Source organism: Chryseobacterium sp. MEBOG06, from assembly GCF_021869765.1.
Classification (GTDB): Bacteria; Bacteroidota; Bacteroidia; order Flavobacteriales; family Weeksellaceae; genus Chryseobacterium.
The window spans coordinates 2,527,985-2,544,805 of record NZ_CP084580.1 but is presented as its reverse complement, the minus strand read 5'-3'; the positions used below and the strand labels follow the sequence as shown (position 1 = coordinate 2,544,805).

The following is a 16,821-nucleotide window of genomic DNA, read 5'->3' as shown; positions in this document are numbered from 1 at the left end:
AAACAGGAATTTCGGGCCCTTGAAAGGGAGAAATTCCTGTATGAAAGAGTTTGTATTTTAAAAGTTTTTCACCAATCCTATTCCCAGCGTTTTGTTCTGGTAAAAAGGCATAACCATTGTAGATGACAACTTATTTTTCGTTTTATCTTTCCCCCTCAGTATAGTATCAATTCTGGGAAACAGCCAATAAGCCAGTTCTGTAGAAAGAATTCCAAAACCCGCTCCTGCAACTACATCTCCCAGCCAGTGCTTATCATTCACCATCCTGTATACCCCGGTAAAAACAGCGAACGGATATCCTGAAAGGCTTAACCAGAAATTGGTATCTCTGTATTCCCTAAACATGAACTGCGCAGAAGAAAATGCTGTGGCAGCGTGTCCTGAAGGAAAAGACAACGTATTTGACCCGTCTGGCCTTTCTTCTTTCACCAGATATTTTAAAGGCATTGTGAATGCTGCAGCGATAAGCTGTGAAGAGGCATAGATGATTGTACGGTCTCTCAGATTATGCTTTCCTTTTATCCCGGCTGCATTGAAGCCATATACCATTACAGCAGGGGCATACTGGGTATAATTATCCAATATTGTACGGCCCGGCTGGTGTTCATTGATTTCGGTTTTGGTAGATATATTAAGTTGTCTCAGGTTATTCATAGATAATCCGGCAACCCCGTAGCCAATGAATACGGCGGGAATAATCAGGCTTTTGTAATTCAGTTTATTTTGCTGAATACTTACAATACTGTCTTGTTTTGTTTCCTGAACCGTAATCGTATCTTTATTGTTTTGAGCATTCACATTGCTGAAAACTGAAATTAAGACAGCTAAATACATCCATTTTTTTTGAAATTGCTTTTTCATCCTAAATCATATTTATAAAGTTTTTAAATGCTGTATTAAAATTTGTAACTGTATCCCAATCTTACTACCTGCGTTTCATAATAATCATTGCTGGTATAAGCAAATCCAACACCCTGGATTTTTTTCTTAATGACCATTGTATTGAGTAGATCTGAAGCGTTGAGAAACACTTCTCCCTTCCCTTTTTGAATCGCTTTTTTCACTCCCACATCTATAGAAAATCTTGATTGTATTCTTCCCTGAGGAATGACATCGGGAGCCAGATAAACTGCAGTAAACTGTAGGTCCAGCCCTTTTGAAAAGTGAAAAATATTGTTCATTTTAAGGTTTCCTGAAATGGCAGACTGCTTATCAGCAGAGAATGTATTGGGTTCAGGATAGAGATTCAGTACTGAAAATGCATTGATCTGGTTGCGGTAAAGATTCCCATTGATATTGAAAGAATATACATCCGACATCTTTTGGTTCCATATTGCTTCCAGACCTGTATTGTAGCTTTTTCCGGCATTTTGGAATATAGCATAAATCAGCGTACTGTTCGGAACGATACTTGAAATTCGGGTAATTGTTCCATTGGCAAAACGATGGTATAAAGCAGAATACAGATACCCGCTGCCCCAATTGTACTTATACCCAAGTTCAACAGAATTGGTAAACTGAGGCCTTAGTGCAGGATTTCCTACCTTAATAATCTCGGCATCATCATATTTTGGAAAAATTCTGATATCAACTTCATTAGGACGGTCTACTCTTCTGTTATAAAAGACAGAGAACTTATGGCGGTCGTTCAGCTTATAGCCCAGTCTAAAATTAGGAAATGGCTGAGTATAGTTATAGCCGTCACTTTTATAAGTAGGATGGTTGGGGTTCACATCATACTGAATTTTCACATATTCCAGTCTTAGCCCAAGTTCTGCTTCCCATTTGTCATTTTCAAATACATAATTTCCATATACAGCAGGTATAAATTCTTTATAATCAGCTTTTCCGCCCGCAGAGGCATCCAATACAGAGTTGCTTCCGGGGAAAAACTGCATATTGGTTGGGATACTTCTGTTTCGAAGCTTAATTCCTGTTTCAATTCTCCCGTATTTTAAAGGCTTTATATAATCTATATTAAAGTCATACACCTGTTCATCAGATAATAATTTGAAAGCATCAGTTCCTGTAGTAGCAGGTAAATAATTGTCATAGAAATATTTTTCGTCTTCTCTGTGAAAAGTATAATTAAAACCTATATTCAGCAGATGTCCGGCTTCCTTAAATTTATGCTGATAAGAAGCTGTTCCCATAACCGTTGTTTTTAACTCATCTTCCAAAAACTGCCACAGCCGAAGACGCTGAGAGAAATCTCCGTTGAAAAACGGCTGGTCCCCACGGTCAATGATTTTCTCACTGCCATACATCCCTGAAATCGTCAATGTATTCTGATCATCAATATTCCAGTCTATTCCTGCCTTTGTGGTAAAGAAATTAGTATTTCTGTTTCTTTTCAATTGTGAATTGATAACAGTTCCATCGTCATAAGTACGGGTTACAAATTCATTCTTATTAAGCGTCTGAGTATATAAATTATCAGCCTGCAGGAAAATGTTTACCTTATCTTTTCTGTAATTAAGAGAAAGTGAAGGATTGATCTTTGGCGTCATCGTATACTGGGGACGGATGGTTGGCAGATTCTCTTTTCTTACCCAAAGAGATCCAAGTCCTGCTGTGAAACCTACTTTCCCGTTCCATCCATTCTTTTTATTTTTCTTCATGATAATATTGATGATCCCTGCATTCCCATTAGCGTCATACTTTGAAGAAGGATTATTGATGGTTTCAATTTTATCTATTGATGAAGAAGGGATATTGTCAAGGCCTGTCTGGCTTCCGAAACCAGTCATTGCCGTTTGCCTTCCATCAATAAGAACCGTAACTTTATCATTCCCCCTAAGCTGTACTTTTCCATCCTGAATGGTAATACCAGGCAGATTTTGCATACTCTGTAATACAGATCCTCCACTTTGGCTGATATTATCCGCTACCGAATATATTTTTTTGTCAAGCTGATTACCTATCTCAGACTTTTTGGAAGCGGTAATAGTCACTTCTTCTATTTTTGTTTCTGTATCCTTCTTCGGTCCCAGGTCAATGCCGGGAATCTCCAGAAATTCTGAAAGACTTCCGACGAAAATGGGCTGTAACTTTGTATTGTATCCTGTAACAGACGCTTCAATAAGATAATGATCCGGTTTTATCCCTGTCATAGAAAATCTTCCGTTTTCATTGGTAATTGTTCCGGTAATAAACGTACTGTCTTTTTCCTTTTTTAAAATAATACCAGCATAAGGCAATACGGCCTTGTCTTTATTGGTGATTCTACCTGACACAGTCACAGAAGTGGTTTGTGCTGAGGCCATAGACGAAATAACAATAGATGGGAAAAGTAACAGTTTAGTGCTGGTCATTGGGTTGATATTAGTTGATGTTTCTTTTTTATTATGCGCAAAGGCGCAGGCATTTTGATCTTTGATAAAGTTGAGACTGTATATTTTTTTTAAGAGGATTGTATTTATACTTTCTGCTTGATTCATCAGGCTTTATACTTGGTAACCACTTTGTTTTTATAACAGTAGAACCCATGAGTAGTTTCTTTCCCCAGCGCATATACTTTTTCTATATGTACATCATCATAATGTTCTTTTAGTGTATGATACATCGTTTTAAGATTTCCGGAAAGTTCTTCCGGCTGGATGCTCTTTTCAAGTTCCAGTCCTTTATTGGCTTTATATTCCAATACTACACGGGTATTTCTCCAGGACATGGTGTACACATTTTTATTTTCTGTAGACGAAGTATTAACAGCAATTTGATCCTGCTGGATTATTTTGCCGGAGGTAGAGGTCATCAAAGTAATGCCGGAAACTACCATCGCTCCATACCCTATCTTTTTGAACAGGTTTTCGCTGAGATGGGGAAGAATATACTTCACGGTATATGAAGACACTACTGCCGCTACTGCTATCGCAATTCCCAGCCATAATGCGGTATTGGAATATAAGCCCAGCGAGATATAAATGATAAGCTTGATCAGGTGAAGGAAAATTTCATTTGCTGCACGAGTTGCCACTATTTCTTCTTTTTTAAGTCCGAACTTTAAATAAAAGCGGTTGAAAAGAAGTCCTACAGCACCTGTTATTCCTGAAATAAAACCCGCTGAGAAACCAATAACTGCTAATGCAGATTTGGGATAAGGCTTTCCTGATTCTTCTTTTTTATTTTTAGAAACAAAAAGTTGAGGAAGATTTGCAATCAGGAAGAAACCAACCATAAGCTGCAGATAATTGGGGTTTACATATTTGATCATATAAGCACCCAGCAGAACTGCCGGAATAGAAAACGGAACAAACCATAAAAATATTTTCCAGTTGATATGTTTTTTAAACACAGCAATCCGGGAGGCCGAACTTGTAAAAGTACCTAGCGTCAAAGAGAAAGGGACCAATGATGTGGGAAGCAGAAGGTTTAGGATAGGAATCAAAATCAGACTTGCACCGCCTCCACAAATAGCGCTGATCCAGAATGCAAGTATTGTTCCTGCGAATAAAAGGGCAATTTTAAAAATCATTTCTAAATTAATTTTACACTTCAGTATATTTTCAATACAAAGGTGCAATCCGATTTAGAAGAAATTTTGAATTGTCTGGTTCCTGATATTTTTTAGATAATGATATACTTAAATGTACCATCTACTTCCTTTAAATCTGATAAACTACCTGAAGACTTCCCAGCTTCTTGAATGTTAGTATTAGTAGCTTCAGGACTTTGCTCTTCCTGTAAAGGAGTTTCGATCGGATTTTCCAATTGTTCGTTGAGAAATTCTTTTAAAGATTTCATATTATTGAAATTTATATTTGTATTATATATTCAGCTAACGAATAAGCTAACTGTTTGAATACAAAACGAAAAAAAAGATTAGCTAATGGCTAATCTTTTTCTAATTCTAATGGGTTTTCGTATTTTTTATTTTCCTCTTTTTCTTTTTGTCGCTGCCTTATAATTTCTTGACCTTGTATAATAGTAGTTCCGTAACTTGCAAGTACAGCAGCAGCATTTGCATCAGCATTTCTAATTGCTTGTTTTAATTTTTGCTGTGTTGTTTCTATGGCTTCTGTATATCTGCTCTTTTTAATGGTAATTAATTTATCTTTTAATTTATATGTAGGTACAGATTTTACTAATTCAAAATCATATTCTTCTTTATCATCTGTTATTTTGACAATTAGTCCTGGCAAGCCACTAAATTTATATGGACCATAGGGCAACGGAATTTCAAGAGAATACCATGCTATCCAGTTTCGACCTTTAAAATTAACCTCTGCTTTCTTACAAGTAATTGTATTGATTATTTTTGTTTCGTCTATAAGTTTCCAATTTTTTATTACGGGTTCTTTATACATAAGTAATGACATCGAAACAGACTCAAAATACTGTATGTTTTCATTTGATTGTATAATTGTATAATAGAATTGGGTTTTTGGTATATTCATTCCTTTTGTACTTAAAAGAATCCCACCATTATCCAATTTCTTATGTTGGGTTGTTTGAAATGTAGAATCTCTCTTAATTGATTGTGTACTTGCAAAAAAAGCACGTTTATCACCTATCTGTAATGAAAAAAATTCTTCATGTTTATAATCAGGAGTTAATGTACTCAGTTTAGCTTTTAATAAATAGGTAAATTCACCACACACAGTATCTTTTTTATGTAATTGAGAAAAGAATAAGACACTAAAAAATAAGGCTAATAATTGAAATAATTTTTTATAATAATACATAGAATTATTTTTGATTGTAAAAAAAATGCACTTATAACTGTATTAGGTCATAAGTGCAAATAATTAATATGAACAAATATTAATTACAGTAATTTTTTTCAAGTTCAGCAAGCCACTGATTTGCTTGTTGTGGTGTCCAATCTTGAGTTGTAGTAGCAGTTTGACCGCAAAATTCTGCAATCCAAACTTGACCTCCTTTCAATGTTTTAAGGTCTTCTCGAGTTAATTTTTTTAGTTTTTTCATAATTGTGAAAATTTAAGATTAAGTTTCAAATATATATGATTAATTCATATCAAAGAGATATTTTTTATTATATTAAGTGCCTTGTTTAATGTGGAAAACCGTAATTTACATTTGAAAATATTTCGTGCAATATTGAATTAATTTATCTTATTACGAGAATAAAAAAGCATTCTTCACGAATGCTTTTTAGTATTTTTGTATATATAAAATAATTAATATCAGCCAAAATTTAAATCAAAAGTTAACTATAAATTAACAGTGAAAATATGATGATTATTTTCAAATTTATATTCGATTGTCCAGTGATGAAACTTAGCAATTTCCTGTATAATAGATAATCCCAGACCACTTCCGCCGCTCTCTGTGGAGAGTTTTGAAAATCTTTTAAATAATAAATCCGCATTAAGTCTTTCTGTTCCCGAATTGGAAATTTCAAAAGCAGAATCTGTCAGTTTCATTAAAATCCCCCCCCGGGAGAAGTATGGCGGATAGCATTGATGATAAGATTGTTGATCATAATCTCCGTAAGACTGCTGTTACCACTTATTTTTACACCAGAAGAAATATCTTCTTTTACAGAAATGTTTTTTTGTTCAAAATGTTCCTGAAGAATTTCTATACTCTGATGAAGCAGATGATCAAAAGAAATGACTTCAGAGTTATCAAACTGATTATTATCTATTTTAGCAAGCAGCAGGAGGTTTTTATTGATTCGTGAGCTTCTCGTCAGGGCTCTGTTCATTTCCTCTGCAATGCGGTATTGCCTTTCCGTCAAAGCCTGATCCTGAAGTAAAAGATCCAGCTTATTTTTGATGATAGCAAGAGGAGTCTGCAGTTCATGAGAAGCATTTTCGGTAAATTCCTTTTGGGTATTATATACAGAAACATTATGCTCAATCAGTTTGTAAAGAGATTGGTTGAGCTCATCAAATTCTGTGATATCAGAAGCGGGAAGTTCAATTTTAGACTGGTTGTTGAGTTTAAACGTTTTTAACCGGTCCAGAGTATCCCGAAAGGGTTTCCATATGGAAGCGGAAAGTCTTCTGTTTAAGTATAAAAGCCCAACTACAATCATCACAAAGAAAAATATAGTAATCATAGCGATCACGGCAATTGTCTCGTGAGATTCCTCAATATTGGTCTGTATCGTAAAAAGGTAAGGTTTATCGTGAATATATATTACTTTCTGAAGACATCGGTAACGTTCCTTTTTATTAGCAGAAATAAATGGAAGATGTTTTTCGGAAGTATAAACGGTATCTCCTTTAATTTTATCTGCCGGAATTCTTTCAATATTGGTTTCAGGCTGAATATGATTCCATAAATCAAGACTGTTCTCCAGCTTTTCATCAGAAAGTTTTAATTGATTGAATTCATAGGCTGTTTTCTCTACAATAATCTGGTTATGCTCATCCAGTTCACTTTTCCAGATTGTATCTACCACAAAATAATATACAGGAATACTTATCGTTAATACAATAAGAACATAGATAAGAAAGGGTTTTGTGGTTTTGTTTAATAGAGGCTTCACAGGAATGATGAATTAAGAATTATTGATGATCAGATTTTAGAAAGTATCGGGTTTACGATTCCCACTTATATCCCGTTCCATACACTGTTTTGAGGTAATGTCCAGAGCCGGCATCATATAGCTTTTTCTTAAGATTTTTCACATGCGCATATACAAAATCATGATTGTCAAGCATATCTGCAAAACCCCCCGAAAGGTGTTCCGCCAATATACTCTTTGAAATCACTTTATTCTTATTACCGATAAAATAGATCAGAAGGTCAAACTCCTTTTTCGTCAATGCAATTGTTTCTTCATTAACGGCTACTGTTTTAGCCAAAAGATCAATTTGAAGTTCATTTTGGGTCACCACATTAGAACTGTGAAACTGTTTTCTGCGGATAATAGAATATACTCTGGCCATCAGTTCTGAAAGATGAAAAGGTTTGGTAAGATAATCATCAGCTCCCAATTTCAGACCTTCCACCTTATCATCCAGTGCATTTTTAGCGGAAATAATGATCACGCCATCCTGTTTCTGCTGTTTTTTTAATTCTTCCAAAATTCTAAGTCCATTTCCGTCAGGAAGCATAATGTCTAATAAAATACAGTCATAATGAAACATCCCTATCTTATTCATAGCGTCAGTATAGGTACCAGCCAGCTCACAGAGGTAGTTTTCCTCTGACAGATATTCAGTAATACTTTTAGCAAGCTCGGTTTCGTCTTCTACAATTAGAATTTTCATGCTATAAAACTATCATTAAATTTTGAAGAAATTTTGAACGCAGATAAAATAATTACACTGAGTTTGGGTTCCTACCCATATGGCCTTATCCCAAACCCAGTTTTAATTCTACAAAGTAGGAACCTGAGCTTTTTCATAAATAAGCCCCTTTTCCTTGAGCTCTTTCCAGAAATCCGAAGGGATATTGGTTTTCAGAGCCCGTATATTATCCTTTACCTGCTCTGGGCTGCCAGTTCCCGGTATAATAGATGAAAACTCATCACAAGCGAGAACAAAATGCAGAGCAGCATCTATAAGGCGAATACCATATTTATCTGCAATAGCAGAAATTCCGGCTCGTTTTTCATTCATCCCTTTCGGGATTACATCTTTATAATTATAACGTTCTCTCCCGGCAATATAGCCTGAATTATATCCAGCTCCGGAAACGAGTTGTACCCCTGCTTTTTTTACTGCAGGAAGAAGCCTGTCAACTGCATCTTCATGTTCCAATATAGAATATTGAGTTGCAGAAAGACAGATATCAGGATCTGCTGATTCAATACAATCTAAAATGGGTTCAATTTTATTGACTCCCATTCCCCAGGCTTTAATAACCCCCTGGTTTCTTAGCTCAGAAAGAACTTTAAAAGCTCCTTTTTGTGCTTGTTCAAGGAAATAAGGGTAGCGGTCACCTACCTGATCCTCAGATAAATCATGCACGTATACAATATCAATATAATCCAGACCGGTTCTTTTCATACTTTCTTCTATAGACTGTTTTACAGCGTCAGCAGTATAATCATGTCTGAAATCATATGGAAGAGGTTTTTTCCACATGGTAGGCGGAACTTCAGATTCCGGAACCTGATTAAAAAGTCGGCCTACTTTTGTTGAGAATATAAAGTCATCTCTGTCTTGGGTTTTCAGAAAACGGCCAAATCTTCTTTCGCTTTTGGTAAGCCCATACCAGGGAGACGTATCATAATACCGGATTCCGGTATCCCATGCTGCCTGCAGTACTTTCTGCGCCTGTTCATCTGTAATATTTTCAAAAGCGGTTCCTATAGCAACACCGCCTAGTCCCAGTCTGTGATTTTCATTTAAAATAGCTCGGCTCATAGTAATATTATTTGGATGTCTGGATAGGTAACCAGCAAACATCATGCAGACTTAATCCTGAGATTTCATTTTTCCCTTATTTTATGTTAAATGTTTGTTTCCCGCATTCTTTGGTCCTGTTCTTGAATTGAATAAGGAACACCATTTCAATATCCACTTAATATGAAAAAGCACATTGTAATCGTAGGCGGAGGATTTGCAGGCATTAATCTTATCAAATCTCTTAAGAACGACAACAGATTCAGAATTACACTGGTAGATAAAAATAATTATCATTTTTTTCCACCATTGATCTATCAGGTTGCAACCTCATTCATAGAAGCCTCTAATATCAGTTATCCCTTCAGAAAATTATTTTCAGAGAATAAAAATGTTAAATTCCATATGGGAAGCCTGATTAAGGTAAATACTGATAATAAAACCATTGAAACAGATACCGGAAACCTGAGCTATGACGAACTTGTCCTGGCGATAGGAACAGAATCTAATTTTTTTGGAATGGAAAATGTACAGAAGTGTGCACTTCCCATGAAAAATATTGAAGAAGCACTGTATCTGCGGAATCATATCCTGCTGACTCTGGAAGAAGCTGCCAGAAACAAAAACATTAAAGAAGCTGAAAAACTTCAGAATATCGTAATTGCTGGCGGCGGACCTACGGGCGTAGAATTGGCAGGTATGCTGGCAGAAATGGGACATTATATCGCCCAGAAAGAATATCCCGAAATAAAACTGGCACTTTCCAATATTTATCTCATAGATGCCCTTCCCACTCTGCTTTCTCCTATGAGCAGTCTGGCACAAGAAAGTGCTTATGAAAAATTGAAAGAATTGGGTGTTAAGATTATCCTGAACATCTCGGTGAAAGACTATATTGATTCCAAAGTTATATTAAGTGACGGAAGATCTCTTGAGACAGAAACTCTGATCTGGACTTCCGGAGTCATAGGAAGAGAAATTAAAGGATTACCCGAAGAAAGCATAGGAAAAGGAAGACGGATTGCAGTAAATGCTTACAATAAAGTGGAAGGAACCTCCAATGTTTATGCTCTGGGAGATATTTGCATAATGCTTTCTGAGGAAAAATATCCGAAAGGGCACCCTCAGCTTGCACAGGTTGCCATTCAGCAGGGTAAAAATCTGGCTGCCAATTTCAGGCGGATAGAAGAAGGTAAGGTACTGGAACCATTCTATTATCATGATAAAGGAAGTATGGCTATTATTTCCAAATATAATGCTGTGGTAGACCTTCCGAAACATTCCTTCAAAGGATTCGCAGCTTGGCTTACATGGCTTTTCATCCATATTATTCCTTTAGTTGGATTCCGGAGTAAAATACAGCTCGCTTTAGACTGGTTCCGTTTATTTATTACAAATAATCCTTCCATCAGACTGATTTTGTTTCCTAAAAAAAATAATGGGAACAGATAATCATCAGAACGAAAATAATAATTCTAAACACATTCAAATTCCAATAGTATGAAAAATCAAAGAAAACCTCCTTTTTTTGGAGAAACAGTTGTCATTACCGGAGCCTCAAGCGGAATCGGTAAAGCCACAGCAGAAGCTTTTGCTGAACAGGGAGCAGACCTTATTCTTGCTGCAAGGGGGGAAAAAGCACTTAATGAAACTGCAGAAATATGCCGGAAACTTGGAGCCAATGTGCTTGCTGTACCTACGGATACTTCTGTAGCTAAAGATGTACAGCATCTTGTGGATGAAGCGATAGAATTCAGTGGAAAGATTGATTATTGGGTAAACAATGCAGGAGTTATGGCTTTGGGCAGGTTTGAGGAAATCCCCCAGGAAGTGACTGAGCAGGTTATTAAAACAAACCTTCTGGGATATATGTATTCTGCGCATGCTGTATTGCCGGTGTTTAAAAAGCAGAAAAGAGGTGTTTTAATTAATAATGTTTCAATTGCAGGATGGGTTCCTGCTCCTTACAGTGCAGCATATACAGCTTCAAAATTTGGCATTAGGGGAATGGTAGAAACTCTTCAGGGAGAAGTTTCAGATTTCCCCGACATTCATATCTGTGCCCTCTACCCTGGATTCCAGAAGTCATCAGGAATAGAACATGCTGCCAATTATTCCGGAATGTCAATCGGTACTCCCTATCCTTCATTTGACCCACGTAAACTCGCCGCTTCCATTGTAAAAACAGCAAAAAATCCCGTGGCGGCAAACTATCCTGACTGGTCAGCGATAGTGTTTAAAAACTTATATGAAATGTTTCCCGGGGCTATCCGCCACCTCTCATCTGCGGGAATGCGCCTGGCAATCAGAAAATCGCGTAAAGATGAAAATACGATAGGGAATGTGCTGCAACCGTCACAGGGTAATATGGAAATTCATGGAAAAACAGTATTCTCCTTATCTTCAAAAACAGTAATTCGGGCAGGTGCCGGAATTATAGCAGCAATAGCATTAGGCGTCCTGTTTTCAGGCAAAACAAAAAAAATAGTATAATCTGAAAAATTACTATTATCTTCTGATTGTAAGGGATTAAATGTTTTTTAATACCAGATGTTGTATTGGTTTAAAAAAGTCCTTTTTAGGTATTTTATAAGATATTTCATAAATTTACGGAACTGGATCAAACTGATCACAGTATTAAAATTCTTCCAGGTGAAAATTCACAACAAAAAAAAGTACCTAAGTTTTCTTAAATTTAAAAGAGACTTCCAGAAATATGGATTGGAAAAAGCGCGCAGTTACGAGCTTATTCTGCATTGGCTGAACAACAGACTGAGCAGAAACCAGTTTCTTGTACTTTCCGGAATCCTTGTAGGCTGTACGGCTGGCCTTGCCGGAGTTATTTTGAAAACTCTGGTACACAACATTCATTACTTCATTACGAATAAAGTTCATTTTGAATATCAGATTTTATTTTATATCGTTTTTCCTTTTTTAGGGATTGTGCTTACAACGCTAATTGTTTTAACCTTGTTTAAAGGACAGGACAGAAAAGGTATTGGTGCTATTCTTTATGAAATCGCACAGAATTCCAGCATTGTAGCTTCTGTTAAAATGTATTCGCAGGTGATTCAGAGCGCCATTACAGTCGGGTTGGGAGGATCAGCAGGGTTAGAAAGCCCCATTGCCGTTACAGGAGCTGCTATTGGTTCAAACTATGCACAGACCTACAGGCTCAGCTATAAAGAGCGTACACTGCTTCTGGCTGCGGGAGCAACGGCAGGGATTGCTTCTGCCTTCAATGCACCTATTGCAGGGATTATGTTTGCATTTGAGATCCTGCTGACCGGAGTTGTATTTACTGATTTTATTCCACTGGTAGTAGCAGCAGTCTGTGGAAGTCTTTTATCAAGAATACTTCTTCAGGAAGATGTTCTTTTCAGATTTTATACAAGAGATCCTTTCAATTATAAAAATGTACCTTATTATCTTATTTTGGGGCTTGTTACCGGTTTGTATGCCCGCTATTTTGTTATAATCTCTCAGAAAGTAGAACACTTTATAAAAGGGCTCCAGCTTTCAAGAATGCGTAAGGCGATGTTTGGAGGTGCTGTTCTTTCCTTATTATGTGTTCTTTTTCCTCCCTTATTCGGAGAGGGATATGAAACGGTAAAAGCTTTTACTAACGGAAATACCTATTCAATTATTGAGAACAGCTTTTTCAGATATTTTGAAATCGGGGACTGGACCATTATTATATTTTTGATTTTAGTGTTGCTTTTAAAGGCTTTTGCGACTTCTTTTACTATATTCAGTGGTGGAAACGGAGGTAATTTTGCACCTTCACTTTTTGCAGGAGGTACTTTAGGGTATTTATTTGCATTAATTTGTCAGCATTTGGGATTTACAGATGTTCCGGTGACCAATCTGGTTCTGGTAGGAATGGCAGGTGCAATGAGTGGTGTACTGTATGCACCTCTTACCGCTATATTTCTGATTGCGGAATCCAGTTATGGCTATGATCTTTTCATTCCTTTAATGATCGCCTCTGTGATATCTTACCTTATCGCCAAATGGTTCTCTCCTATTTCTCCGGAACTGAAATCATTGGCTGATGAAGGGAAAATATTTACCAGCAAGCACGATAAAAACCTTCTTTTTGCCTTAAGAACAGATGATTTTATAGATAAATATTCGCAGACCATCAATGAAAATGACCCCATTTCAGAGTTGTTTGAACTGGTGAAAAATGGAAATAAAAATATCTTTGCTGTAGTGGATGATAACCGGAAACTGAAAGGAGTTCTTACTCTGGATGATGTAAGACCTTATCTGTTCAATAAAGATATTGATCCGCTGGAAAAAATAATTCAGGTGATGAAAGCTCCTCTGGCGATACTTCACCGTGAGAACAAGCCATTGGAAATCCTTCAGATCTTTGATGATACAGGAGTATGGAATCTTCCGGTGGTAAGTGATAACAATGATTTCATCGGATTTATTTCAAAATCTTCTATTCTGATGAGCTACAGGCAACTGCTGAAAGAGTATTCTGATTAATAAAAATTTAAACCATTATCAATAAAAAATCCGTTCAGTATTGAACGGATTTCATTTTAATGTATAATGAAAGGTGAAGACTAATGACTTGCTTTATTCAGCAAATCAATATCTTCCTGATCTAAAACCAGTTTCGGGGCACTGAATAAGGTGTCGAGCTGTGAAGCGCTGGTAGCACTTACAATAGGTGCCGTAATCAAAGGATTGGCCAATAACCAGGCAAGAGCAACCGTACTTTGAGGAGACTGATGCTTCTCTCCTACCTGATCCAAAGCTTTTAATACTTCAATACCTTTAGCATTCAAGTACTTTCTTACTCCTTCTCCTCTCGCACTTTTAGCAAGATCTGCTTCATTACGGTATTTTCCTGTTAAAAATCCTGCGGCTAATGACCAATATGGAAATACGCTAAGATCAAACTGCTCAACCAGCGGAGCATAATTTTTTTCAAAGCCTTCTCTTTCCATAAGGTTGTAATGAGGCTGTAGTGCTGCATATTTAGGCAGATTGTATTTCTCGGAAGCTTCAAATGAGGCTTTCAGACGTTCCGGGGAAAGATTGGAAGCTGCAATATAACGTACTTTTCCTGCTTTAATGATCTCATCATATGCAGAAAGAGTTTCTTCTACCGGAGTGGTATGATCATCAAAGTGAGTATAGTAAATATCAATATGATCAGTCTGAAGTCTTTGCAGCGATTCATCCACCGATTGTAAGATATGTTTTTTACTGATATCAAAACCATGCTCTTTTGTTTCAGAGCCCACCTTGGTGGCCAGTACAATATCCTTACGGTTTGCACGGCTCTTCATCCATTTCCCGATGATTTCTTCAGATTGACCGCCTTTTCCATTGACCCACCATGAATACGTATCTGCTGTATCTACAAAATTGAATCCGGCATCTGTAAAGCGGTCCAATATATCAAAAGACTGTTTTTCGTCCAGAGTCCATCCGAAAACATTCCCTCCAAAATTGATAGGGGCTACTGCCAGATCCGTATTTTTGATCTTTCTTTTTTCCATAAAATAATTTTACTTAGTAACCTCTAAGGTAAGGAATATAAAGGCAGATGTAAGATTCAAAATAGCCATTCCTTTTATAGTTAATATAAATGAAAACACTTGTCATTACTCACTTTTTTTGATAAAGATGAAGTTTAAAAATAAAAAAACAGCCTTCAGAAGAAGACTGTTTTATACTCTATCAATTAAAAAAATACTATTGCTTTGCAACCTGAGGAACCTCAATGGCTGTCAGCATTAGTTTATATTCCTGCAATTGCAGGTTTATGGTTTGTAACCTGTTACTAAAGAATGATGATGTTGTAAACAGATTGTTATAATAATCAATTCCCTCCAATACATTTTTCTTAAAGGTATTCCACTTTTTGGATTGGGAAGCTGTAATCTGAACGGTAGAATCTGTAATTTCCTTTTTCAAATAGTCGATATACATTTTCAGTTCATTGATGAACATATTCGGGCGGTTATTGTCAGAAAGAATATTGGTGTTTCCATAGATATGCTTTACCATTTCCGAAAGGGAAACTTCTTTATCAAAAAACGCAATATTCGGTCCCGGACATATTACTACACCTTGTTTTTCGCCTTTTATTTCAAGGTTTTGTTCCATATAGGCAGCGTTCACCAACCCTACACAAAGGCAGGCTTTATCGGTAATTTCAGCTTTCTTTTTTTCAAACTCTCGTATCGTTAAGCTCTCTCGCTCAGCATCAAGCTCACGGAGTTTAATATCCTGGTATTTCTTTGAAGCTGTACAAGTTCCTTCCTGTGAAAATTCTTTACTCAATGCCAGTAATTTCTTAGGGCATGAGCTTCCATATTTGCCATTGGACTCTTTTTTATATTTCAGTATTTCATTGGAGGTCCCTTTTACGGTATTGAAGGGCACTCCTAAAGGCGAAATATTACTCAGATAAAGGTCTTCCTGTTTAGACTGTAATAGAAGGTTTCTGGTTTCTTTATCTACTGAAGTGGCTTCAGGTACTAATAGAAATGGAGATCCCCATCCAACGCTGTCTACATCATAATTGGCAAGTAAAAAATCATGCTCTTCGGAAGTTCCTACTCCTCCCTGAACCGTAATTTTCATTTCTAAAGGCTCAGAAACAGCAGGTTTTCCTTTTTGCTCCAAAGCAGTACTCATTAAAGCATGGGCTGACTGTATCAGATCATTTTTTTTCTGCTTAAATTCCTCCATGATCGGGCCCAGAAGCATCCCGTCGGTAGCAAATGCATGCCCACCACAGTTCAGTCCGGACTCTATCCTGTATTCGGAAACCCACAGCCCTTTTTTCGCCAGAAAATTCCCCTGAATCATTGCAGAGCGGAAATCACTCACCTTAAGGATGATTTTCTTTTTTATGATTCCTTTGTCATCCGGAAAGAAGTCTTCAAATTCTTCCATATAACTATACAGGCGGGGATTCATCCCTGCAGAAAGAACCATAGAAGAAGATAATTTACTCATTGCAAATCCACGAAGTGAAGCATGAGCATCATTGTACATCACCGGAAGCTGTTCATTTTTCTGATAATTATCTTTATCAACTTTCGTCATGATGTTTACGTCAATACTTCCCGGTTTTAAATTGGACTCAATAAAATTTTTAATATTTGAGCTCCAGTTATCCTTTTGGTTTATAAAACTCTGAAGGCTGTTCTTCAAATCTGAAGTATTGGGCAACATTGCCATAAAGTCTTTTAAAGACTCTTTATTTTTGCTGATTTCCTGTTTGAAAGATTCAAATTTTTCATTCACGATATCATCTACCATATCAAGATAGGCAGTAATTCTTTTCGCTCTGTAATCTTCCGTTTTTGTTGAAATTCCTAAATAATCCAGGTTGAACTTCCTGTTATAAAAGTTTTTCATTTTTTCCAAAATTTCGTCATCAATAATAGAAATTACGGAAGATATTCCATATTGTGCTACACGGATCGGGCTGTCTATTGTGTAAGCCAGACCCATTACCGGAATATGGAAATTGTGCAAAGGTTTTTTTGTCATATATTTTCGATAAAAGTTCTTT

15 protein-coding genes are annotated in these 16,821 nt (G+C 36.6%); 3 read left to right on the top strand and 12 right to left on the bottom strand.

Annotated elements, in window-relative coordinates:
- Positions 1 to 57: 57 nt before the first annotated feature.
- The 10 genes from LF887_RS11620 to LF887_RS11575 all read right to left on the bottom strand — a co-directional run bounded on the left by LF887_RS11620 (position 58) and on the right by LF887_RS11575 (position 9,287).
- Complete coding sequence (locus LF887_RS11620) at positions 58 to 861, bottom strand: phosphatase PAP2 family protein (RefSeq protein ID WP_236859352.1); 804 nt, start codon at positions 859 to 861, stop codon at positions 58 to 60.
- Positions 862 to 896: 35 nt separating this feature from the next.
- Positions 897 to 3,440, bottom strand: a complete 2,544-nt coding sequence (locus tag LF887_RS11615; protein WP_317207801.1) for a TonB-dependent receptor domain-containing protein — start codon at positions 3,438 to 3,440, stop codon at positions 897 to 899.
- Positions 3,440 to 4,474, bottom strand: coding sequence for a sulfite exporter TauE/SafE family protein (locus LF887_RS11610; RefSeq protein WP_236859351.1), 1,035 nt, complete (start codon positions 4,472 to 4,474; stop codon positions 3,440 to 3,442). The genes LF887_RS11615 and LF887_RS11610 overlap by 1 nt, the downstream gene beginning before the upstream one ends.
- A 92-nt stretch (positions 4,475 to 4,566) precedes the next feature.
- Positions 4,567 to 4,743, bottom strand: coding sequence for a hypothetical protein (locus LF887_RS11605; RefSeq protein ID WP_236859350.1), 177 nt, complete (start codon positions 4,741 to 4,743; stop codon positions 4,567 to 4,569).
- Positions 4,744 to 4,832: 89 nt separating this feature from the next.
- Positions 4,833 to 5,684 (bottom strand): GLPGLI family protein, encoded by an 852-nt coding sequence (locus LF887_RS11600; protein WP_236859349.1) that lies wholly within the window; start codon positions 5,682 to 5,684, stop codon positions 4,833 to 4,835.
- A 79-nt stretch (positions 5,685 to 5,763) separates the two neighbouring features.
- Positions 5,764 to 5,928 carry a bacteriocin-like protein gene (locus LF887_RS11595; RefSeq protein WP_236859348.1) on the bottom strand — a complete coding sequence of 55 codons (165 nt, stop codon included), beginning with the start codon at positions 5,926 to 5,928 and terminating at the stop codon, positions 5,764 to 5,766.
- Between the two features lie 245 nt (positions 5,929 to 6,173).
- Complete coding sequence (locus tag LF887_RS11590) at positions 6,174 to 6,386, bottom strand: GHKL domain-containing protein (RefSeq protein ID WP_236859347.1); 213 nt, start codon at positions 6,384 to 6,386, stop codon at positions 6,174 to 6,176.
- Positions 6,386 to 7,459: a sensor histidine kinase gene (locus LF887_RS11585; protein WP_236859346.1), complete on the bottom strand. Its 1,074-nt coding sequence runs from the start codon at positions 7,457 to 7,459 to the stop codon at positions 6,386 to 6,388. The genes LF887_RS11590 and LF887_RS11585 overlap by 1 nt, the downstream gene beginning before the upstream one ends.
- Positions 7,460 to 7,511: 52 nt before the next feature.
- Positions 7,512 to 8,186, bottom strand: a complete 675-nt coding sequence (locus LF887_RS11580; RefSeq protein WP_236859345.1) for a response regulator transcription factor — start codon at positions 8,184 to 8,186, stop codon at positions 7,512 to 7,514.
- Between the two features lie 108 nt (positions 8,187 to 8,294).
- Positions 8,295 to 9,287, bottom strand: a complete 993-nt coding sequence (locus LF887_RS11575; protein WP_236859344.1) for an aldo/keto reductase — start codon at positions 9,285 to 9,287, stop codon at positions 8,295 to 8,297.
- A gap of 162 nt (positions 9,288 to 9,449) precedes the next feature.
- On the opposite strand from LF887_RS11575, the gene LF887_RS11570 reads away from it, so the two are divergent.
- The 3 genes from LF887_RS11570 to LF887_RS11560 all read left to right on the top strand — a co-directional run bounded on the left by LF887_RS11570 (position 9,450) and on the right by LF887_RS11560 (position 13,766).
- A complete protein-coding gene (locus LF887_RS11570; protein ID WP_236859343.1) occupies positions 9,450 to 10,718 on the top strand; it encodes an NAD(P)/FAD-dependent oxidoreductase in 1,269 nt (422 codons plus the stop codon).
- Positions 10,719 to 10,766: 48 nt separating this feature from the next.
- Entirely contained in the window at positions 10,767 to 11,759 is a 993-nt protein-coding gene (locus tag LF887_RS11565; RefSeq protein WP_236859342.1) for an SDR family oxidoreductase, read from the top strand.
- Positions 11,760 to 11,918: 159 nt separating this feature from the next.
- A complete protein-coding gene (locus LF887_RS11560) occupies positions 11,919 to 13,766 on the top strand; it encodes a chloride channel protein (protein WP_236859341.1) in 1,848 nt (615 codons plus the stop codon).
- Between the two features lie 80 nt (positions 13,767 to 13,846).
- Here the strand turns inward: LF887_RS11560 and LF887_RS11555 are convergent, their stop codons facing one another.
- Positions 13,847 to 14,791, bottom strand: coding sequence for an aldo/keto reductase (locus LF887_RS11555; RefSeq protein ID WP_236859340.1), 945 nt, complete (start codon positions 14,789 to 14,791; stop codon positions 13,847 to 13,849).
- A gap of 196 nt (positions 14,792 to 14,987) precedes the next feature.
- Complete coding sequence (locus LF887_RS11550) at positions 14,988 to 16,799, bottom strand: hypothetical protein (RefSeq protein WP_236859339.1); 1,812 nt, start codon at positions 16,797 to 16,799, stop codon at positions 14,988 to 14,990.
- Between the last annotated feature and the right edge of the window lie 22 nt (positions 16,800 to 16,821).